This window comes from Streptomyces sp. NPDC107528 (assembly GCF_055639295.1).
Window position 1 is genome coordinate 517,422 of sequence record NZ_JBVKAV010000004.1, and the last position, 19,677, is coordinate 537,098.

Sequence of the window (19,677 nt, forward strand, 5' to 3'; positions counted from 1 at the left end):
ACCGCCCACCCTCGTCCACGCTGACTGCGGTACGTGCCCGTAACTTGACACTGATGAATGTGACAGTTGTTAGAGGTTGCGTCAATAGATCGCGTGAGACCTCAGGGTGACCCTTAGACGCCCGTACACCTGAGGTCTGATATCAAGACGGCTCTCGGGTCTGATGACCTGAGTGGTACGGGTCACTACCGTCTATGCCGTGACTGTGATCGCGACCGAAAGCCTGAGCAAGCGGTTCCCCAGGGTGACCGCGCTTGACCGGCTGACCATGGACATCGGGCCCGGGGTGACCGGACTCGTCGGTGCCAATGGAGCCGGCAAGTCCACCATGATCAAGATTCTGCTGGGTCTGTCCCCCGCCACCGAGGGCCGTGCCGAAGTGCTCGGACTCGACGTCGCCACCAAGGGCGCCGCCATCCGCGAGCGGGTCGGGTACATGCCGGAGCACGACTGCCTGCCGCCCGACGTCTCGGCCACCGAGTTCGTCGTCCACATGGCGCGCATGTCGGGCCTCCCGCCCGCCGCCGCGCGCGAGCGCACCGCGGACACGCTGCGCCATGTCGGCCTGTACGAGGAGCGCTATCGCCCCATCGGCGGCTACTCGACCGGCATGAAGCAGCGCGTGAAGCTGGCGCAGGCCCTGGTGCACGACCCGCAGCTGGTCTTCCTGGACGAGCCGACCAACGGCCTCGACCCGGTCGGCCGCGACGAGATGCTCGGCCTCATCCGCCGCATCCACACCGACTTCGGCATCTCGGTCCTGGTCACCTCGCACCTGCTGGGCGAACTCGAGCGCACCTGCGACCACGTCGTCGTCATCGACGGCGGCAAGCTGCTGCGCTCCAGCTCCACCACCGACTTCACCCAGACCACGACGACGCTCGCGATCGAGGTCACCGACACCGACGACCACCCGGACGGCACCCGCGCGGTGCGCGACGCGCTCCACGCGCGCGGGGTGGAGGTCCTCGACGGCAGCGGCGGCCTTCCCGGCGCCGGTCACATCCTGCTGCTCACCGCGCAGGGCGAGGAGACCTACGACCTGGTGCGCGACGTGGTCGCCGACCTCGGGCTCGGCCTGGTGCGCATGGAGCAGCGCCGGCACCACATCTCGGAGGTCTTCACGGACACCGAGCACAGCGAGCAGAGCACCGACGCACAGCGGAAGGAGGCGGTCGGCCATGGCGGTTGAGCAGCCCGTAACCACACAGTCGGGTGACCAGACCCGCATCCACAACATCGGCTACCGCAGCTACGACGGCCCCCGCCTCGGCCGCTCCTACGCGACCCGGTCCCTCTACTCGCAGTCCCTGCGCGGCTCCTACGGCCTCGGCCGCTCGGTCAAGTCCAAGGTGCTGCCGATGCTGCTGTTCGTGGTGATGTGCGTGCCCGCGGCCATCATGGTCGCCGTCGCGGTCGCCACCAAGGCCAACGACCTGCCCGTCGACTACACGCGCTACGCGATCGTCATGCAGGCCGTGATCAGCCTGTACGTCGCCTCGCAGGCACCGCAGTCCGTCTCCCGCGACCTGCGCTTCAAGACCGTGCCGCTGTACTTCTCGCGGCCGATCGAGACCGCCGACTACGTCCGCGCGAAGTTCGCGGCGCTGGCCTCCGCGCTGTTCCTCCTCACCGCGGCCCCGCTGCTCGTGCTCTACGTGGGCGCGCTGCTGGCCAAGCTCGACTTCGCCGACCAGACCAAGGGATTCGCGCAGGGACTCGTGTCCGTCGCACTGCTCTCACTGCTGTTCGCCGGAATCGGCCTGGTCATCGCGTCGGTCACGCCACGCCGCGGCTTCGGCATCGCGGCCGTGATCGCCGTGCTGACCATCTCCTACGGCGCGGTCTCCACACTCCAGGCCATCGCCGACGCGCAGGCCATCGACGGCGGGGGCAGCAGCGGCGCCATCGCCTGGATCGGCCTCTTCTCGCCGATCACGCTCATCGACGGTGTGCAGTCCGCCTTCCTGGGCGCGACCTCCGCCTTCCCCGGCGGGGTGGGCCCGAGCAACGGCGAAGGCGCTGTCTACGTCCTCGTCACCCTGGGCCTGATCGCCGCCGCCTACGGCCTCCTGATGCGCCGCTACAAGAAGGTGGGACTGTGACCACGCTCCAGATCGACCACGTCTCCCGCTGGTTCGGCAACGTGGTCGCCGTCAACGACATCACCATGACGATCGGCCCCGGCGTCACCGGCCTGCTCGGCCCCAACGGAGCCGGAAAGTCCACCCTCATCAACATGATGGGCGGCTTCCTGGCCCCCTCCACCGGCACCGTCACCCTCGACGGACAGCCGACCTGGCGCAACGAGGCCATCTACAAGCAGATCGGCATCGTCCCCGAGCGCGAGGCGATGTACGACTTCCTCACCGGCCGCGAATTCGTCGTTGCCAACGCCGAGTTGCACGGCCTCGGCGACAAGGCAGCCCAGAAGGCGCTCGCCACGGTCGAGATGGAGTACGCGCAGGACCGGAAGATCTCCACGTACTCCAAGGGTATGCGCCAGCGCGTGAAGATGGCGAGCGCCCTCGTCCACGACCCCTCGCTGCTCCTGCTCGACGAGCCCTTCAACGGCATGGACCCGCGTCAGCGCATGCAACTCATGGACCTGCTGCGACGCATGGGCGACGAGGGCCGCACGGTGCTGTTCTCGTCCCACATCCTCGAAGAGGTCGAGCAACTCGCCTGGCACATCGAGGTTGTGGTCGCCGGGCGGCACGCGGCCAGCGGCGACTTCCGCAAGATCCGCCGTCTGATGACCGACCGCCCGCACCGCTACCTGGTGCGCTCCAGCGACGACCGCACCCTCGCGGCGGCGCTGATCGCCGACCCGTCGACATCCGGGATCGAGGTCGACCTGGCCGAGGGCGCGTTGCACATCCAGGCCGTCGACTTCGGTCGCTTCACTGCCCTGCTGCCGAGGGTGGCACGCGAGCACGGCATCCGCCTGCTCACGGTCTCGCCGTCCGACGAGTCCCTCGAGTCCGTGTTCTCGTATCTGGTCGCGGCGTAGGAGGCCGAAAAGATGTACGACCCCACAGTCGCCCGACTTACCTACCGGGCCCTGCTCGGCCGTCGCCGGGCCCTCATCCTCGGCGCGTTGCCGCTGCTGCTCATCGGGATCTCGGTGGTGGTGCGCGCCCTCGCCGGAGCCGACGACCAGACCGCGTCCGACCTGCTCGGCGGGCTGGCGCTCGCCACCATGGTGCCGATCATCGGCGTCATCGCCGGAACCGGCGCGATCGGCCCGGAGATCGACGACGGCTCGGTGGTGTACCTGCTGTCCAAGCCGGTGAAGCGGCCGACGATCATCTTCACCAAGCTGATCGTCGCGATCGCCGTGACGATGGTGTTCTCGGCGCTGCCCACGTTCATCGCGGGCTTCATCCTCAACGGCAACGGCCAGCAGATCGCCGTCGCCTACACGGTGGCCGCGCTGGTCGCGTCCATCGCCTACGCCGCGCTCTTCCTGCTGCTCGGCACGGTGTCCCGGCACGCGGTGGTCTTCGGGCTCGTCTACGCGCTCGTCTGGGAAGCCCTGTTCGGTTCCCTGGTGCCGGGTGCGCGCACGTTGAGCGTCCAGCAGTGGGCCTTGGCGGTGGCGCAGAAGGTCGCCGGCGGGGACATGGTGACCTCGGATGTCGCCCTGTCCACCGCGACGGTGCTGCTGGCGGTGGTGACCGTCCTCGCGACCTGGTACGCGGGACAGAAGTTGCGGTCGCTGACGCTCGCCGGTGAGGAGTGACGGGCGCCGGTGCCTGCCGGTGCCGGTGACGTGTAGATGCCAGTGACGTGTAAAGAGGCGGGCCCCTGAGGGGGCCCGCTCTTGACGGGGGCTTCACAGCCGCGCGGGCACACTGGGCAAAGGGGATGCACCGGGGTGCACTGCACGAACTGGAGGACAGGGATGGCAGGCGGCATGTCGCAGCACGAGGATCGCGAACGGTCCGGGGACGACACCTGGGACAGCCTGGTCCTGGACGACGACTTCATACGCGCGGCCGACACCGCCGAGCCGTCCGCCCGGGCCCGCATGCTGGCCGCGCGCTGGCGCCGTGAGAAGCCCGAGCCGCAGCCGTGGCGCTCCGACGAGCCGCCTGCCGGATGGTTCTTCAGCAAGGGGCGCCGTCGTAAGTGGCGCCGCCGGTAGGGGACATACGGCGTCCTTCCGGGATCCCCCCGGCCTTGTTATTCGGTGGCGCCCAACTTTCCGTACAGGCACAGTGGTTGTGTCCACATCGCCGGACGGTGTGTTCGGCGCCACTTGCTGGGAGAGGAGCAGGGCGATGTCCATGCACGACAGTACGTCCAGCTCCCATCAGGGCAGTCCGCGGCGGGCTCCGGAGTAATCGCTACCCCTCCGTCGAGTCCGTACCGCATGGGGAGCTGCCCGGGGCGGCCGCTTCGAGCACGCGATGTCGCTCTCGCGTGGGCCGCCCACCCGGAGGATTGGCCGAGTGGTAAGGCACCGGTTTGCTAAACCGTGGTCGGGTCCGAAAGGCCCGCGCACGTTCGATCCGTGCATCCTCCGCGAGACGTTGCCACTGGGGCTTGGCTGCATTGCAGGGCTGGGGTGCCTTGAGGATGCGGTCCGGCGCTGCAGCTGAGAGGTCGGCCGCGTGGACCGGCGGTACCGGGTGCTGTTCGCGCCCACCCATGCCGCCCCGGGCGCCATGTATGCCCGCGAGTTTCGGCGCCCCGGGCGCTGGTGCGGGCGCCTGCTGCTGCGGCCGGCATCGGCGGACGTCGGGGGTACGTCGGCCTCCGGCGTGCGGGTACGTCGGCCGGCAACTTCGCAGTGACCACGGCCGCCGACCACGGGGCATCGCCCGCGAGGGCAACCGCGATCCGGCGTCGGCCCGACGACCGGGAGTGGCCGTCGGGTCGGCCCGGCCATACGGAGCGGGCGTTGGGCCCGGCGACGAGGGCGCGTCGTCTCGGTCAGGCGCGAGTGGGTGTCAGCCTGGCCCCGCGGGTTGGTGTTGGCCCAGTAGCTCGTGGCGGGTGTTGTCCCGGCACCCGAGGGTTGCCGTCAGCTCGGTCAGGCGCGGGTCGGTGTCAGCCTGGCCTCCGCGGGTCGGTGATGACCCCGTAGCCCGCGGCAGGCAATTGCCGGCAACCGTCACTCGCTGCCGGCCAGCAACCGGGATTCGCCGCCATCCCGGCAACCACGAGTCCCCGGCGCCCCGAGAGCCCCGGCCAGGCCGGAAACCGAGGCGAGCCCCAGCCGACGTCCCGGCCGAGCAGCCGACGAGGTACCAGCCGGCGTCGGCCAGTTGGCCTCGGCCAGCGGGCCGACGGCGATGGCCGGCATTCGGGAGTCGACGTCGACCGTGCAGCCGACGGGCGACGGGACATCAGCCCCCGCGTCGGGGCACAGGCGTCGGGCCGGCGGTCGCCGAGAGGCGGCGGTCGGCCTCGGCACCTCAGCCCAGGCCACCTCAGCCCAGCAACCTCAGCCCAAGCCACCACAGCCCAAGCCACCTCAGCCCAGCAACCTCAGCCCAAGCCACCTCAGCCCAGGCCACCTCAGCCCAAGCCACCTCAGCCCAGGCCACCTCAGCCCAGCAACCTCAGCCCAGGCCACCTCAGCCCAGCAACCCCTCCAACACCACCGCGATCCCATCCTCCTCGTTGGAGGACGTCACCTCGTCGGCCACCGCTCTCAGTTCGACGTGGGCGTTGGCCATGGCTACGCCATGTGCGGCCCAGGCGAACATCGGGATGTCGTTCGGCATGTCGCCGAAGGCGATGGTGTCGGCGGCCTTCAGGCCCAGGCGGCGGGCTGCCAGGGAGAGGCCCGTTGCCTTGGAGAGGCCCAGGGGGAGCAGTTCCACGATGCCCTCGCCGGCCATCGCCACCGTGACGAAGCCGCCCGCGGCCTTGCGGGCGGCCTTGGCCAGCTCGTCGTCCGAGAGTTCCGGGTGCTGTATGTAGATCTTGTTCAGCGGGGCGGTCCACAGATCCGACGCGTCCGTGAACGGCGTGGACGGAAGCTTGCCCGTGAGCGAGTAGCCGGGGCCGACCAGCACGTCGCCGTCGAGCCCGTCGCGGCTCGCGGCCATGAACAGCGGGCCGACCTCCGCCTCGATCTTGGCCAGGGCCACGCCCGCCAGCTGACGGTCCAGGGTCACCGACGTCAGCAGGCGGTGTTCGCCGGCGTCGTAGACCTGGGCGCCCTGGCCGCACACGGCGAGGCCCTCGTAGCCGAGGTCGTCGAGGATGTGGCGGGTCCAGGGGACCGCACGGCCCGTGACGACGATGTGCGCGGCGCCCTCGGCGGTCGCGGCGGCGAGGGCGTCACGCGTGCGCTGCGAGACCGACTCGTCGGAGCGCAGGAGCGTTCCGTCGAGATCGGTCGCGATCAGCTTGTAAGGGAAACCGGCGCTCACTTGGCGACCGGCTCCAGGACCTCCCGGCCACCGAGGAACGGGCGCAGCACCTCGGGGACCCGGACGGAACCGTCGGCCTGCTGGTGGTTCTCCAGGATCGCCACGATGGTGCGCGGGACGGCGCACAGCGTGCCGTTGAGCGTGGCCAGCGGCTTGACCTGCTTGCCGTCACGCATGCGGATCGAAAGGCGACGGGACTGGAACTCGGTGCAGTCCGAGGTCGACGTCAGCTCGCGGTACTTGCCCTGCGTCGGGATCCACGCCTCGCAGTCGAACTTGCGGGCGGCCGAGGAGCCGAGGTCGGCGGAGGCGACGTCGATGACCCGGAACGGCAGCTCCAGCGACGTCAGCCACTGCTTCTCCCACTCCAGCAGGCGCTGGTGCTCGGCCTGCGAGTCCGCCGGGTCGACGTACGAGAACATCTCGACCTTGTCGAACTGGTGCACGCGGAAGATGCCGCGGGTGTCCTTGCCGTGCGAGCCGGCCTCGCGGCGGAAGCACGGCGAGAAGCCCGCGTAGCGCAGGGGGAGCTTGTCGGCGTCGAGGATCTCGTCCATGTGGTACGCCGCGAGCGGGACCTCGGAGGTGCCGACCAGGTAGAGGTCGTCATTGGCCAGGTGGTAGACGTCCTGGGCCGCCTGCCCGAGGAAGCCGGTGCCGGCCATCGACTGGGGGCGGACCAGTGCCGGGGTCAGCATTGGCGTGAAGCCGGCCGCCGTGGCCTGGCTGATCGCCGCGTTGACGAGAGCGAGCTCCAGCAGGGCGCCGACGCCGGTGAGGAAGTAGAAGCGCGAGCCCGAGACCTTCGCGCCGCGCTCGACGTCGATCGCGCCGAGGAGCGCACCGAGCTCCAGGTGGTCCTTCGGCTCGAAGCCCTCGGCGGTGAAGTCGCGGATCTCGCCGTGCGTCTCCAGCGTGACGAAGTCCTCCTCGCCGCCGACCGGGACGTCCGGGTGGACGAGGTTGCCGAGCTGGAGGAGCAGTTCCTGGGTCTCGGTGTCGGCCGCGTCGCGCTCGGCGTCGGCCGCCTTGACGTCGGCTGCGAGCTGGCTGGCCTGCTTCAGCAGCTCGGCCTTCTCGTCCGCGGAGGCCTTGGGGATGAGCTTGCCGAGCTGCTTCTGCTCGGCACGGAGCTCGTCGAAGCGGACGCCGGACGACCTGCGCCGCTCGTCGGCAGACAGGAGGGCGTCGACGAGCGCGACGTCCTCTCCACGGGCGCGCTGCGAGGCGCGCACTCGGTCGGGGTCCTCACGGAGCAGGCGAAGGTCAATCACGCGCTCAAGGCTACCGGGGAGGGGTGACAGCCCACGACTCGCTATTCCGGACTGCGGCTTACATACCGTTATGGGGGAATTGCTAACCGTGTCAATAAAAGGCGTCTCACTCCCTGGAACGGGGCAGGCGGGAGGCGGCCGGTTGACTCGATTCCCTTGTGGAGAGCGGGACTTGGGTCTCGGTTGTCCACAGGGATCCCCAGCCTCCGAAAAGTTATCCACAGGGTGTGTGGATGAACTGTGGACTTCGGAATTGATCACTCCGCAAGTTGCCGCGTGAGTCGAGGATTCCCAGGACAAACCCTGACCATCCGCACTTTCGAGTGGAAAGGGGTCGCCTCAAAGGATTGCTCAAAGGAAAAGAGTGGACGAAGGGTGACTTGCGCGATGGTGGACGCCTAGAGGGCCTGGGGAGCGATTTGTCGACAGACTCACGCTTGTCTGTCGACTTGTCCCCAGGTCGAGATGAGTACCTGTGGATAACCTCTGTGGATAACGATAATCCGCTGGTAGTACTGGCCGGAAACCTACACCGGCACCAGTCGGCACCGGCCGCCGTAGGGCCGCTCAGAACCGCCCGTCCTGGCACCGCGCCACCCAGTCCGCCGCCGACACGAACTCCTCGTCCGACGTCCCGAGGCGCGGCGGCTGCACATCCCCCGGCTTCATGTCCGCGCGCGGATACGACCCCAGGAACCGCACCCCCAGGCAGATCCGCTTGAGCCCCATCAGCGCCTCGGCCACCCGGCGGTCGGAGATGTGCCCCTCGGCGTCGATGCAGAAGCAGTAGTTGCCGATGCCCGCGCCGGTCGGCCGGGACTGCAGCAGCATCAGGTTGATGCCGCGTGTGGCGAACTCGCCGAGCAGGTCGCGCAGCCCGCCGGGATGGTCGTCGCGCTGCCACAGCACGACGGACGTCTTGTCCGCGCCGGTCGGCGCCGCGGGCCGGGCGGGCCGGCCCACCAGCACGAACCGCGTCTGGGCGTTCTCCGCGTCGTGGATGCCGGTCTCCAGGGCCTCCAGGCCGTACCGGGCGGCCGCGAACTCGCCCGCGAAGGCGGCGTCGTACTGGCCCTCCTGGACCAGACGCGCGGCGTCCGCGTTCGAGGCGGCGGACTCCCACTGGGCGTCCGGGAGGTTCCGCTTCAGCCAGTTGCGGACCTGCGGCTGGGCGGCCGGGTGCGCGGAGACCGTCTTGATGTCCGACAGCTTCGTGCCGGGTCTGACCAGCAGCGCGAAGGTGATCGACAGCAGCACCTCGCGGTAGATCATCAGCGGCGTGCCCGCCACCAGTTCGTCGAGCGTGGTCGTGATCCCGCCCTCGACGGAGTTCTCGATCGGCACGAACGCGGCCTCGGCCTCGCCGACGCGCACCGCGTCGAGCGCGGACTGCACGGACACGTACGGGATCAGCTCCCGGGTCGCGGCCTCGGGAAGCGTGCGCAGGGCGACCTCGGTGAAGGTGCCCTCGGGGCCGAGATAGGCATAGCTCGCTGGCATGACCTCACCCTAATGGGCCTTGCGAAACGCGGCGTACACATCTCACCCGGGCGCCACAAGGGGTTGGTCCGTGGCCGATGGTCCGCAAGAGGTTGGTCCGTGGCCGATGGTTGGCAAGGGGCGGACGTCGCCGATGGCCCGGGAGGGCGGCCGTCACCCCTCCAGCAGCCGCTGCCCCACGTACTCCCCTTCCGCCGCCCCGCCCGGCACCGCGAACAGGCCGCTCGCCTCGTGCCGGATGTACTTCGAGAGCGCGTCGCCCCGGTCGAGCTTGCGCTGGACGGTGACGAAACCGCGCAGCGGGTCGGCCTGCCAGCAGATGAAGAGCAGCCCCGCATCGGGCACCCCGTCCGCGTCGATGCCGTCGTGGTACGAGAACGGGCGCCGCAGCATCGCCGCCCCGCCGTTCTGGTCGGGCCGGGTGATACGTGCGTGGGCGTTGATGGGGACGACCAGGTTCCCTGCCTTGTCGGTCTTCTCCAGGTCCATCTCGGTCGTCTCGGTGCCCCCGGACAGCGGCGCCCCGTCGGACTTGTGGCGCCCGATGACGTCCTCCTGGGCCTTGACCGAGAGCTGCTCCCAGTCGTCGAGCAGCATGCGGATGCGGCGTACGACGGCGTAGGAGCCGCCCGCCATCCAGGCCGGGTCCTTCGAGCCGGACTCCGGCACGAAGATGCGCTCGTCGAAGTCGGCTTCCGTCGGCTTCGGATTGCGCGTGCCGTCCATCTGGCCCATCAGGTTGCGCGCAGTCATCGGGTGCCCGGTGGCACCCGGCGACCGGTTGAAGCCGTTCATCTGCCAGCGGACCCGGGCGGCCCGGCCCGCGTCCTTCTGGATCGCGCGCAGGGCGTGGAAGGCGACCAGGGCGTCGTTGGCGCCGATCTGCACCCACAGGTCACCGTTGCTGCGCGCCTTGTCGAGCTGGTCCGAGGAGAAGTCGGGCAGCGGATCCAGGGAGACCGGACGCTGCTTCTCCAGGCCGGTCCGCGCGAAGAAGCTGTGCCCGAAGCCGAAGGTGATCGTCAGCGACGACGGCCCGGCGTCCCGGGCGACATCCGTGTCGTCCTGCTGCGCCGCCTCGCCCGCCATCAGCCGCCGAGCCGTCTCCGACCAGCGGCGCAGCAACGCCGCCGCCTCCTTGCGGCCCGCGCCCGCCGCCAGGTCGAACGCGACGACGTGGCCGCGCGCCTGGAGTGCCTGGAGGATGCCGGGCTGATGTTTCCCGTGAAACATCACCTGATCGGCGCCCAACGAGGTGAGCGGCGTCGCCTCGGCCGGCCGGGCGGCGTAGCCCACCGCCCCACCGGCCGCACCGAGCACCAGCCCGGTCGCACCGGCGGTCCCGAGCAGGTGCCGCCGCGACAGGCCCTCCTTGCGCGACAGGCTCCCCTTAATAGGGGCGCTTTCGGAAACGCCGCCATTAAGTGCCGTCTCGCCCCTGCGCGGGCTCCCGCCCTTGGACGCCGGCTCAGGAGTCTTCGGAGTCTTGGGCGTACGGGCCTCCGGAATGGACTGGTCAGCCATGGTCAGGTTCAGCCGATCTGCGCGTTCTTGGAGACAGTGGTCTGGTCGATGTCCGAGGTCCGCACGGTCGCGGTGATCTTCCACTCGCCCGCCACGGGGATCTGTACTCCGCTCGCCGACCAGTGTCCGGTGGCGATGTGGTCGGGGACGACGGGCAGCGGCCCGATGTCCTGGGACTCGAGGGTGAAGGCGACCTTCACCTCGGGGATGTCGAAGGCACGGCCGTTGGGGCGCTGCACGTAGACGTGCATCTCGTTGCCGCCCACGCGCGCGGGATCGAGGTCGATCCGTACGACGCCCTTGCCATCCTCGCCCCCGGTGTCGAAGGACATGTCCAGCGTCAGCGCACCGGCCGACGACGCCTCCGCGGGCGAGGACGATGTGGCCGCCCGCGCGTCCTCCTCCGTACGTCCCGGTTCGGTCGACGTCAGCATCGTGGTGACGGCGAGCAGGACGACGGCGACGCCCGCCTCGGCGAGTACCGAGCGGCGCAGCCCGAACCGGTTCGGATCGGCGTCCCGCTCCTGCTTCTGCCGTGCCGTGTCGATCGCGGCCTGCTGCCGGGCGAGCTGGGCGGCGCGCTCGGAGCCGCCGCCCTTCTTGCCGGAGACCTCGGCCGAGGCACCCTTCTTGCCGGAAGCGGCGGCAGAGGTGGAGGCGGACGCACTGGCCTGGGCCGTGGCGTGCTCCTTCTCGCCGTCGGAGTCCTCCGTCGCCTTCCGATGCTTGGCCACGACCGTCTCCGCCAGCCGGGCGGTCCACCGCCGCGAGATCCAGGCGATCCCCACCAGCAGCATCACGAGCCCGATCTTGACCAGCAGCAACTGCCCGTACCGCGTGCCGGTGAACGCCGACCACGAACCGAGCTGCCGCCACGACTGGTAGATCCCGGTCGCGACCAGCGCCAGCACGCTGCCGAAGGCGACGCGCGAGAACCGTCGTACGGCGGACCCGGGGAGCGGCGTGTCCGCGGGCGCCCGGTAGAGCGCGACGAGCAGGGCGGCCAGCCCGCCGAGCCAGCTCGCGACGGCCAGCAGGTGGAGGATGTCGACGGGCATCGCGATCCCGGCCTGGAGCCCGGTCGAGGCGTGCTCGGACATCGCCCAGCTGGCCGCGAGCCCGGCCGCCACGACGGTCCCGCCGATGCCCAGCCCGAAGGTCAGGTCCCGCTTCTCCTCGTCCTCCCGCTTGTCGAACGCCCCGAACAGCACGGCGATGAACAGTGCCGCCGCGGCGAGCAGCAACAGCCGGGACACCAGTGCCGCACCCGTCTTGGTCTGCAGCACCTGCCCGAGCAGGTCCAGGTCGAAGACGTCGCCGACCTTCCCGGTGCTGGTGTACGAGCCGCGCAGGAGCAGCAGTCCGAGTGTGGCGGCGGTCAGGGCGAGCCATCCGGTGACGACGAGCCGCTGCAGCGCCCGCACGCCCGACCCACGCTGCCAGCAGGCGAGCACAAAGGCGGCGCCGCCGACCAGGACGATGAACCCGGCGTACGACACGTACCGGCCGAACCCGTAGAGCCAGCCGACGACACCGCCCCCCGCCTCCTGGCCGGAGACCGAGACGCTCGTCTGGGAGGGCGCGCCGATGGAGAAGGTGTAGGCGCCGGCGACGGGATGGCTGTCCTCGGACACCACCTGGTAGGTGACGGTGTACGTGCCGTCGGGCAGGCCGCTGTGGAGTTTCACGGCGTACGTCGTGCCGCTGACGTTGGCCGGGTCGCCGCGGTCGATGCGCTTGCCCTTGGGATCGAGCACGCGCAGGGAGTCGTTCGAGAGGGCGACCCCCTCGGAGAACGTCAGCGAGACCTGCGTCGGGGCCTTGTCCACCACCGCCCCCTGCTGGGGGTCGCTGCCGGTCAGCGCGGCGTGCGCGGAGACCGGACCGGCACCGGCGAGGAGCAGACCAGTGGCGGCCAGGAGCAGCAGCACCAGGGTCCGGACGCGGGGGGCGATGGTCTGGGTCAAGGCGATCTCTCCCTCAGTGTCCGGTCTTCGGGCTGTACGTGGCGGACTTCACCGGCATCTCGACGGTGACCGTGCCGGACTCGGCGAAGTGGAGCTTCACAGTCACTTTCTCGCCCTGCTTCGGCTTCCGCTTCAGCTTTTCGAACATCAGATGGCTGCCACCGCTCTTGAAGACGAGCTGACCGTGCGCGGGCACGGCGACGTCCTTGGCCTCCTGCATCGACGATCCGACCGTCTCGTGGGCGGTCACGTCACCGACGTCACTGGTGACGGACGTCAACTCGTCCTCCGAGCCGCCCTTGTTGGTGACGGTCAGGAAACCGGCCGCCATGGAGTCGGAGACCGGCTGCGGCATGTAGGCGCCGCCGATGGACAGTTCGGCCTTGGAGTCGTCCTGGGAATCGCCGGAGCCGCAGCCCGCCAGGACGAGGGCTCCGGTCAGCACCGCGGTCACCGGGAGGAACCGCCTCACGGCTTCGCCCCCTTGATCAGCTCGGGGAGGTCCTTGGTGTAGTCGTCGACCGTGGCGGACTCGGTGTACAGGACATACCCGGCGTCGGTCTTCGGCGAGAACGCCACGACCTGCGTGCCGTGGGTCGAGACCATCTTGCCGTTCTTGTCCTTGTGCGGCGGCTCGATGGAGATGCCGAGGGTGCGGGCGCCGGCCTGGATGGTGTCGAACTCGCCGGTCAGGCCCACGACCTGCGGGTCGATGCCCTTGAGCCACTTGCCGAGCGCGGCCGCGGTGTCCCGCTCAGGGTCGGTGGTGACGAACACCACGCGCAGCTCGTCCTGTTCGGCCTTCGGCAGCTGCTTCTTGGCGACGGCGACGTTGTTCATCGTCAGCGGGCAGACGTCGGGGCAGTTGGTGTAGCCGAAGTAGATCAGCGTCGGCTTGCCCTTGGTCTCCTTGCGGAGGTCGTACTTCTTGCCGTTCGTGTCGGTGAGGACCAGGTCCGGCTTCTCGAACGGCTTGTCGAGGACGATGGCGGCCTTGTCCGAGCCGGCCTCCTCGGAAACCACGGTGACGGGCTCGGCGCTGTCGTCACCGTTGCCGCAGGCGGAGAGGGTGAGGGTGGCGGCGGCGAGCAGGGCGGCCGCGGCAAAGGTCTTCTTACGGGTCTTCGTACGCATAGAGAAATGTCCCAATTGTGTGAGCTCCGGCGCGCACCGGGGGCGTGTGCCCCGGCGCGCGCCGTGAACCGAAGGTGCCGTCAGGCGTCGGTGCGCCGACGGCCGGCGATCACGCCGTACGCCACGCCCAGCGCGCCGACGACGATGCCGACCACGCCAAGGACGCGGGCCGTGGTGTCGCTGCTGTCGGCGGGCTCGGCGGCGTCCGTCTTCGCGGAGGCGGCTTCGGCGTCGTCGGAGTCGGAAGCCTTGTCGGAGGACGACGAGCCGTGGTGGCCCTCCTCGGCGGCGGAGAGTTCGAGCACCGGCGCCGGGTTCTCGGGCTCCTCCTGACCCTCCTGCGGCACCTCGATCCAGCGCACGACCTCCTTGTTGGAGTACGTCTGGACGGCCTTGAAGACGAGCTCGTCGGCGTCCTCGGGCAGGGTGCCGACGGAGACGGGGAACTTCTGGAAGAAGCCGGGCTTGACGCCTTCGCCGTCGGCGGTCCAGGTGACCTTGCTGACCGCCTCCGTGATCTTCTTGCCGTGCATCTCCAGCGGCTTGTCCAGCTTGGACTTGGTGACCTCGGCCTTCCAGCCGGGAATGGCTTCGGGCATCACGGACGCCAGCGGGTGGTCGGTCGGGAAGGTGACCTCGAGCTTGGTCGTCGACGCGTTGTCGCGCTCGTTCGGGACCTTGAAGTCGACCACTGCGTAACCGCCCTTGGCGGCGGTGCCCTCCGGCTGCACGCTGACGTGGGCGAAGGCGGGGACGGACAGGGCGAGCACACCCGTGCCGGCGAGGGCGCCGACGGCGGCGATACGAGAGACCTTCATGCTGAGCACTCCACTGTGAGTGAGATCGGGATTCCGGTGGTGAAGAGGAGTACGCGTGCGCGGGGGTGCCCGATCAGACGGAAAAGAGGTGTCCCTCCGGGAAAGCCGGAGGTCCGGAGCAGTCCAGAGGTCCGGAGCAGTCCAGAGGTCCGGAGTTCAGAACTCCGAGGGCCCGGAGTCCGGAGGCGGAAGCCCCTCTTCCTCGATCGGTGCACGCGGGCACGCGCGCGTGCCGCACGACGGCGGCCCTTGTCCCCACCTCGGTGGAGTGGCGGTCGCGTCGTGTCAGGCGGCGAGGATCAGCGCGGCGACCGGCGGGCCGCGCCTGATCACCGTGTGCTGGAGGGCGACGGTGCGGGGTGCGGACCGCCCGAGCGTCTCGGCGCGCGGCAGCCGCGGCCCCGCCTCGGGCGCACCCGGGAGCCCGGCACGCTGGGCGCGCACCAGCGCGAGCGCCCCGCGCAGGGAACGTACGAGCGCCCCCTCGGCGACCACATGCGCCGACACCGCGGACATCTCGGCGATCCGCAGCAGGGCCAGGTCCCCACGCCGCAGCAGCCACCCCGCGACGACCGCCGCGAGAACGTGGGCGAGCACCATGGGCAGGGACGGCAGCAGCGATGCGGAGGAGTCGGTGGCGGCGGACATGGCGTCCGCCGACGGGTGTGACGCATGTGCCCCGGCGGCCGGGTTCAACCGCGCCTCGGTGAGGAGCCGCTGGGCCTGGGCGGGGCTGATCGCCGCAGCGGCGGTCCCGCAGACCAGCCGCGCGGCCTGCTCCACCAGTGCGGCGTCCGACAGGGAGGCGGACGTCGCGGAGGACCCGGTGGCCGCCCCGGCACCCGCCCCGTGCTGACCCAGCCCGAACAGCGTGTGCAGGACGGTCTGGCACGCCGCGAGCAGCGCGGCTATCCCGGGCAGCGAGCGTTCACGCCCGGTGAACGGCACCGTGACCAGGAGGACTCCCAGGAACCCCGCGCCAAGCGTCCACAGCGGGATCGTGGCGCAGGAGCCCAGCACATGCCCGACTCCGGCCAGCACGACGCAGACCGCGGCGAACACCGCGGCCCGCAGTATCCGGAGATCACTCCCGGAGCGCACCGTGCGCGGGTGGGGGGCAGTCATGGCGGGGTCATCATCGCACTGGCCTTATGACTGCCATACGGCAGGTCCGCAAGATGACATACGAGCGGTAGGGGGACGTACGGGGCATAGGGGCAGTACGGGTCGTTGGGGTCGTACGACCGGAAGGTCACCCTCTGGTGTGGGCCGCCCCCACATACACCGATTCCCGCGTAGACGCATCGACCATATGGGCGGCATCACGTCAATGGTGTGCTTACCGATGGGCACTCGTGGCAATACGTAACGGTATGTCGAGCCGCAGCCAGGAGGCTGGAGCATGAGCATCTGGTGGTCACTCCATTTGCGGCGAGAAGCTGCGAGCGTGCCTCTCGCCCGACGGCTGCTGATCGGCACCATGGAGACCGCGGGCGTCGACCCCGACGTGTCGTACGACCTCTCCGTCGCCCTCAGCGAGGCCTGCGCCAACGCCGTCGAACACGGCGGCGACACCACGCCCGACGGCTCCCCACCGGCGTACCGCGTGACCGCGTACCTGGACGGCGAGAAGTGCCACATCGAGGTCGCCGACTCAGGGCCCGGCTTCACCGCACCGCTGCGCGCACCCCGCCCGGCGACCACCGACGCCGAGCACGGCCGGGGACTCTGCCTCATCGAGGAACTCGCCGACCACGTCCAGTTCGGCAACAAGCCGGGGCGGGGCGGGGCCGTGGTGAGCTTCGACAAGATCCTCAAGTGGAAGAAGGACCCGTCGCTGATGGCGGTGTAGCGCCGACGCCCCGACGCCGTAGGTCACGTCGAGCGTCGATCGGCTTCAGCTTCCTCGGGACTCACAGCCCCCGCACAGTGCCACCCCAAGCTGTTGACGGGCGGCGTCCCTAACTTCCTGGCCATGACGGGAAACCACACGGACAAGTCGATCACCCGGCGCCGCGCGATCGTGGTGACCGGTGGCACGGTGGCCGCGGGCGGACTGGCCGTCGCGGGCTATCAGGCGGCCTTCGCCGACACGGTCGAGACGGCGACCGACGCCGCGGCGACGGCCACCACGACCGCCTCGGAGAGCGCCGGCACCTGCATGACGCTGATGTCGAGCGTCACCGAAGGGCCGTACTACCTCGACAACGCCCTGGTGCGGAAGGACATCACCGAGGGCAAGAGCGGCGTCCCGCTGACGCTGCGCCTCACCGTCGTCGACGCCACGGACGGCTGCACCCCCGTCAAGGGAGCCGCCGTGGAGATCTGGCACTGCGACGCCTGGGGCTACTACTCCGGCTACACCACGGCCAATCCCGGCGGTTCCGCGCCCGCCGAGAGCGAGGACGGCTCGACCGCGAACGACAACACCTATCTGCGCGGGTATCAGATCGCCAACGCCAACGGGGTCGTGAAGTTCGAGACGATCTTCCCGGGCTGGTACACCCCACGCACCTGCCACATCCACCTCAAGGTGCACACCGGCGGCCAGAAGGAGGACGGCACCTACGAGGGCGGCACGGTCAACTACACCGGCCAGCTGTTCTTCGACGACGCGATCGCCGAGGAGATCTTCGCGCTGGAGCCGTACGCGAAGCACTCCGGCAGCTACACCACCCTCGACAACGACATGGTCTACGACGGCGGCGGCGCCTCCAGCGGCCTGCTGACCCTGAAGGCCGTGCACAAGAAGGACCCGTCCAAGGGCTACAAGGGCACCCTCACCATCGGCGTCGACCCGGATGCCGAGAACACCGGCGCGGGCAGCGGCGGCGGTGGCGGTACGCCCCCGAGCGGAGCGCCGAGCGGCGCCCCCGGCGACGCGCCCAGCGGCACCCCGTCGGCCTCGGCCTCCTCCTAGGGGTACGGCCATGAGCAGCCGCGAGGACGAGGCCCTGGCGCAGGCCGCCGTGGCCGCGCTGACCGGGCAGCTGGCCCTGGCCCCCAAGCCGGGCCTGCCCGACCCGCGCGACCTGGGCGCCCGTGTCGCCCGTCGGGACCACGGCATGCTGCGCTGGTCGGCGAAGGCACTCACGCCCGGCCTCGCGGCGATGGCGGCCGCCGCCCGGCGCACGGGTGAGCCGACGCCCGGCCTTCGCAGCGAACTCGGCGCGATCGGCAGGTGCGCCGAGCACTCGGTGCACCTCGCGGGCGGCGGCCACCGGGGCGCGCTGTGGACGCTCGGCCTGCTGGTCGCCGCGGCGGCACTCGACCCTCGGGCCGGGGCACGGGACGTCGCCGCGACCGCCAAGCGCATCGCCGCCCACACCGACCGGCGCGCCCCGCGCAGGCCCTCCCGGGGTTCCTCGGTGTCCGCGCAGTACGGCGCCGCCGGGGCGCGGGGCGAGGCACGGGCCGGATTCCCGCACGTACGGCGGGCGTTGGACGCGCTCGCCGCCGCCCGGGCGGCCGGCGCCACGGAGCAGCGGGCCCGCCTGGACGCCCTCCTGACGGTGATGTCCACCCTCCAGGACACCGAACTCCTCCACACCGCGGGCCCGATGGGACTGAGGCACGTCCAGGCGGGCGCCCGCGGAGTCCTGGAGTCGGGCGGTACGGCCACCGACGCCGGTGCCGAGGCCCTCACCGCCCTCGACGCCGACCTGCACGCACGCGCGTGGAGCCCGCGGGGGAGCGCCGGGCTCCTCGCGGGGGCGCTGTTCCTGGACGCCCTGCCCGTCACGGCACGAGCGCGGGCTGCCTGACGCGGTCCTCCTCGGCGCGGCGACCGGCGGCCCACCGCACCGCCGGTCCCATCGCGTACGACGCGGCCAGCATCGCCCCGCCGAGCAGCAGCCAGCCCGGCGTCCCCCACTCCACCAGCAGGGCCGTGAGCAGGAGCGGACCGAGGGTGCGGGCGACGGTGACGCCGGTCCCGAACAGGCCCTGGTACTCGCCGACACGGCCCTCGGGAGCCAGGTCGAAGGACAGCTGCCAGGAACCCGCCGACTGCCCCATCTCAGCAACCACTTGAAGCACCGCACCGACCACGAGGACCCCTACGGCCAACCACAGGGAGGCCCCTGCCGACAGCGCGAACACCACGCACGCGGCGAGCATCACCCAGCCCGCACGGCGCACCGCGCGCGTGGCCGTGCCAAGCCCCGTGACGCCGCGCGCCGTCCTGACCTGGAACAGCATCACCGCACCGGTGTTGAGCACGAACAAGGCGGAGACCAGCCAGGCGGGCGCCTCGGTCCTACGAGTGATCCACAACGGCAGCACGAGGCTGAGCAGCGGCAGCCGCAGCAGCAGGACCGTGTTGAGCAACGCGACGAGGGCATACGGCCGGTCCCGCAGGACGCCGATGCTGCGACGTTTCTGCAAGGGGCCCGGCACAAGCGCGGGTCGCGGCACGGCGGGCAGCCGCATCAGCAGCCCGGCACACAGCAGGAAACTCGCCGCGTCCAGCGCGAACACCCCTAGATAGGCCGCCCGCGTCCCGGCGTGCAGTGCCAGCCCGCCCAGCCCGGCGCCCACCGCGAGACCGGCGTTGAGCGTCGACTGGAGATGCGCCAGCAGCCCGGTCCGCTCCGCGGCCGGCACCAGCCCCGCGAGCAGCGCCTGCCGGGCCCCCGCGAGCCCGGACTGCGCGGCCGCGTATCCGCACGCGGCCAGCACGAACGGCACGAATCCGCGCACGACCACGAAGGACGCCACCGCCAGGCCCGTCGCGAGGGCCAGCAGCACGGCCGTACCGCGTGCGCCGCGCCGGTCGGCGAGCCGCCCCAGCGGAACCCCCACCAGCGATCCGACCGCCCAGCCGACGGTCAGCCCGAGCCCCACGCGCGCGGGGTCGAGGCCGACGACCTGGGTGAAGTAGAGAGCGGACGTCGTGTAGTAGGCCCCGTCCCCGACCGAGTTGCTCAACTGGGCCAGGGCCAGGACGCGTTGCGGACCGGCGGGCGGGACGAGCGAGTTCGTCATGCCTGCGACACTAGAAACGCGGTGGGCTGCTCAGTAGCACCAATCACGGGCTGTTTCAGTGGCCCAATCGGCGCCGGTCGGC

At 70.6% G+C, this 19,677-nt stretch carries 18 protein-coding genes and 1 tRNA gene; 9 read left to right on the plus strand and 10 right to left on the minus strand.

Annotated features, from left to right (window positions below; translation table 11 throughout):
- Positions 1 to 205: 205 nt before the first annotated feature.
- The 6 genes from ACZ7L5_RS16035 (at position 206) to ACZ7L5_RS16060 (ending at position 4,531) form a co-directional block, all read left to right on the plus strand.
- Positions 206 to 1,192, plus strand: a complete 987-nt coding sequence (locus tag ACZ7L5_RS16035; protein WP_328884394.1) for an ABC transporter ATP-binding protein — start codon at positions 206 to 208, stop codon at positions 1,190 to 1,192.
- Positions 1,182 to 2,105 carry an ABC transporter permease gene (locus tag ACZ7L5_RS16040; protein WP_328880579.1) on the plus strand — a complete coding sequence of 308 codons (924 nt, stop codon included), beginning with the start codon at positions 1,182 to 1,184 and terminating at the stop codon, positions 2,103 to 2,105. Before ACZ7L5_RS16035 ends, ACZ7L5_RS16040 begins: the two co-directional genes overlap by 11 nt.
- Positions 2,102 to 3,013: an ABC transporter ATP-binding protein gene (locus tag ACZ7L5_RS16045; protein WP_471517114.1), complete on the plus strand. Its 912-nt coding sequence runs from the start codon at positions 2,102 to 2,104 to the stop codon at positions 3,011 to 3,013. Before ACZ7L5_RS16040 ends, ACZ7L5_RS16045 begins: the two co-directional genes overlap by 4 nt.
- 12 nt (positions 3,014 to 3,025) lie before the next feature.
- Entirely contained in the window at positions 3,026 to 3,745 is a 720-nt protein-coding gene (locus ACZ7L5_RS16050) for an ABC transporter permease (protein WP_365061467.1), read from the plus strand.
- A 162-nt stretch (positions 3,746 to 3,907) separates the two neighbouring features.
- Entirely contained in the window at positions 3,908 to 4,150 is a 243-nt protein-coding gene (locus tag ACZ7L5_RS16055) for an SGM_3592 family protein (protein WP_443052526.1), read from the plus strand.
- A 293-nt stretch (positions 4,151 to 4,443) separates the two neighbouring features.
- A tRNA-Ser gene (locus ACZ7L5_RS16060) sits at positions 4,444 to 4,531 on the plus strand.
- A gap of 1,057 nt (positions 4,532 to 5,588) precedes the next feature.
- Here the strand turns inward: ACZ7L5_RS16060 and ACZ7L5_RS16065 are convergent.
- From ACZ7L5_RS16065 to ACZ7L5_RS16105, 9 genes are all read right to left on the minus strand, one after another.
- The gene (locus ACZ7L5_RS16065) at positions 5,589 to 6,392 is read right to left on the minus strand and encodes an HAD family hydrolase (protein ID WP_328880583.1); all 804 of its coding nucleotides are present in this window, start codon (positions 6,390 to 6,392) and stop codon (positions 5,589 to 5,591) included.
- Positions 6,389 to 7,666, minus strand: a complete 1,278-nt coding sequence (serS, locus tag ACZ7L5_RS16070) for a serine--tRNA ligase (protein ID WP_328880584.1) — start codon at positions 7,664 to 7,666, stop codon at positions 6,389 to 6,391. Before serS ends, ACZ7L5_RS16065 begins: the two co-directional genes overlap by 4 nt.
- A gap of 567 nt (positions 7,667 to 8,233) precedes the next feature.
- Complete coding sequence (gene pheA, locus ACZ7L5_RS16075; RefSeq protein ID WP_363040415.1) at positions 8,234 to 9,166, minus strand: prephenate dehydratase; 933 nt, start codon at positions 9,164 to 9,166, stop codon at positions 8,234 to 8,236.
- Positions 9,167 to 9,319: 153 nt separating this feature from the next.
- Entirely contained in the window at positions 9,320 to 10,690 is a 1,371-nt protein-coding gene (efeB, locus tag ACZ7L5_RS16080) for an iron uptake transporter deferrochelatase/peroxidase subunit (RefSeq protein WP_471517118.1), read from the minus strand.
- Between the two features lie 8 nt (positions 10,691 to 10,698).
- Positions 10,699 to 12,657, minus strand: a complete 1,959-nt coding sequence (locus tag ACZ7L5_RS16085) for a copper resistance CopC/CopD family protein (RefSeq protein WP_471517120.1) — start codon at positions 12,655 to 12,657, stop codon at positions 10,699 to 10,701.
- A 13-nt stretch (positions 12,658 to 12,670) separates the two neighbouring features.
- Positions 12,671 to 13,129, minus strand: a complete 459-nt coding sequence (locus ACZ7L5_RS16090) for a copper chaperone PCu(A)C (protein WP_471517122.1) — start codon at positions 13,127 to 13,129, stop codon at positions 12,671 to 12,673.
- A complete protein-coding gene (locus tag ACZ7L5_RS16095) occupies positions 13,126 to 13,791 on the minus strand; it encodes an SCO family protein (protein ID WP_471517124.1) in 666 nt (221 codons plus the stop codon). Before ACZ7L5_RS16095 ends, ACZ7L5_RS16090 begins: the two co-directional genes overlap by 4 nt.
- An 80-nt stretch (positions 13,792 to 13,871) precedes the next feature.
- Complete coding sequence (locus ACZ7L5_RS16100) at positions 13,872 to 14,609, minus strand: YcnI family copper-binding membrane protein (protein WP_471517126.1); 738 nt, start codon at positions 14,607 to 14,609, stop codon at positions 13,872 to 13,874.
- A gap of 285 nt (positions 14,610 to 14,894) precedes the next feature.
- Positions 14,895 to 15,734, minus strand: a complete 840-nt coding sequence (locus tag ACZ7L5_RS16105; protein WP_471517128.1) for a hypothetical protein — start codon at positions 15,732 to 15,734, stop codon at positions 14,895 to 14,897.
- 277 nt (positions 15,735 to 16,011) lie between these two features.
- Between ACZ7L5_RS16105 and ACZ7L5_RS16110 the strand changes: the two genes are divergently transcribed.
- From ACZ7L5_RS16110 to ACZ7L5_RS16120, 3 genes are all read left to right on the plus strand, one after another.
- The gene (locus tag ACZ7L5_RS16110) at positions 16,012 to 16,461 is read left to right on the plus strand and encodes an ATP-binding protein (RefSeq protein WP_328880592.1); all 450 of its coding nucleotides are present in this window, start codon (positions 16,012 to 16,014) and stop codon (positions 16,459 to 16,461) included.
- Positions 16,462 to 16,584: 123 nt separating this feature from the next.
- Positions 16,585 to 17,529, plus strand: a complete 945-nt coding sequence (locus ACZ7L5_RS16115) for an intradiol ring-cleavage dioxygenase (RefSeq protein WP_471517129.1) — start codon at positions 16,585 to 16,587, stop codon at positions 17,527 to 17,529.
- Between the two features lie 10 nt (positions 17,530 to 17,539).
- Positions 17,540 to 18,373, plus strand: a complete 834-nt coding sequence (locus ACZ7L5_RS16120; protein ID WP_471517131.1) for a triphosphoribosyl-dephospho-CoA synthase — start codon at positions 17,540 to 17,542, stop codon at positions 18,371 to 18,373.
- Here the strand turns inward: ACZ7L5_RS16120 and ACZ7L5_RS16125 are convergent.
- Positions 18,348 to 19,595, minus strand: coding sequence for an MFS transporter (locus tag ACZ7L5_RS16125; protein ID WP_471517132.1), 1,248 nt, complete (start codon positions 19,593 to 19,595; stop codon positions 18,348 to 18,350). The two genes, ACZ7L5_RS16120 and ACZ7L5_RS16125, sit on opposite strands and share 26 nt — an antisense overlap.
- Between the last annotated feature and the right edge of the window lie 82 nt (positions 19,596 to 19,677).

Bases quoted from the DNA above. Each gene is read 5' to 3' on its own strand.
- ACZ7L5_RS16125 (WP_471517132.1), bottom strand. From the start codon at position 19,595: ATGACGAACTCGCTCGTCCCGCCCGCCGGTCCGCAACGCGTCCTGGCC.
- ACZ7L5_RS16115 (WP_471517129.1), top strand. From the start codon at position 16,585: ATGACGGGAAACCACACGGACAAGTCGATCACCCGGCGCCGCGCGATC.
- ACZ7L5_RS16040 (WP_328880579.1), top strand. From the start codon at position 1,182: ATGGCGGTTGAGCAGCCCGTAACCACACAGTCGGGTGACCAGACCCGC.
- pheA (WP_363040415.1), bottom strand. From the start codon at position 9,166: ATGCCAGCGAGCTATGCCTATCTCGGCCCCGAGGGCACCTTCACCGAG.
- ACZ7L5_RS16100 (WP_471517126.1), bottom strand. From the start codon at position 14,609: ATGAAGGTCTCTCGTATCGCCGCCGTCGGCGCCCTCGCCGGCACGGGT.
- efeB (WP_471517118.1), bottom strand. From the start codon at position 10,690: ATGGCTGACCAGTCCATTCCGGAGGCCCGTACGCCCAAGACTCCGAAG.
- ACZ7L5_RS16105 (WP_471517128.1), bottom strand. From the start codon at position 15,734: ATGACTGCCCCCCACCCGCGCACGGTGCGCTCCGGGAGTGATCTCCGG.
- ACZ7L5_RS16120 (WP_471517131.1), top strand. From the start codon at position 17,540: ATGAGCAGCCGCGAGGACGAGGCCCTGGCGCAGGCCGCCGTGGCCGCG.
- ACZ7L5_RS16110 (WP_328880592.1), top strand. From the start codon at position 16,012: ATGAGCATCTGGTGGTCACTCCATTTGCGGCGAGAAGCTGCGAGCGTG.
- ACZ7L5_RS16055 (WP_443052526.1), top strand. From the start codon at position 3,908: ATGGCAGGCGGCATGTCGCAGCACGAGGATCGCGAACGGTCCGGGGAC.
- ACZ7L5_RS16095 (WP_471517124.1), bottom strand. From the start codon at position 13,791: ATGCGTACGAAGACCCGTAAGAAGACCTTTGCCGCGGCCGCCCTGCTC.
- ACZ7L5_RS16050 (WP_365061467.1), top strand. From the start codon at position 3,026: ATGTACGACCCCACAGTCGCCCGACTTACCTACCGGGCCCTGCTCGGC.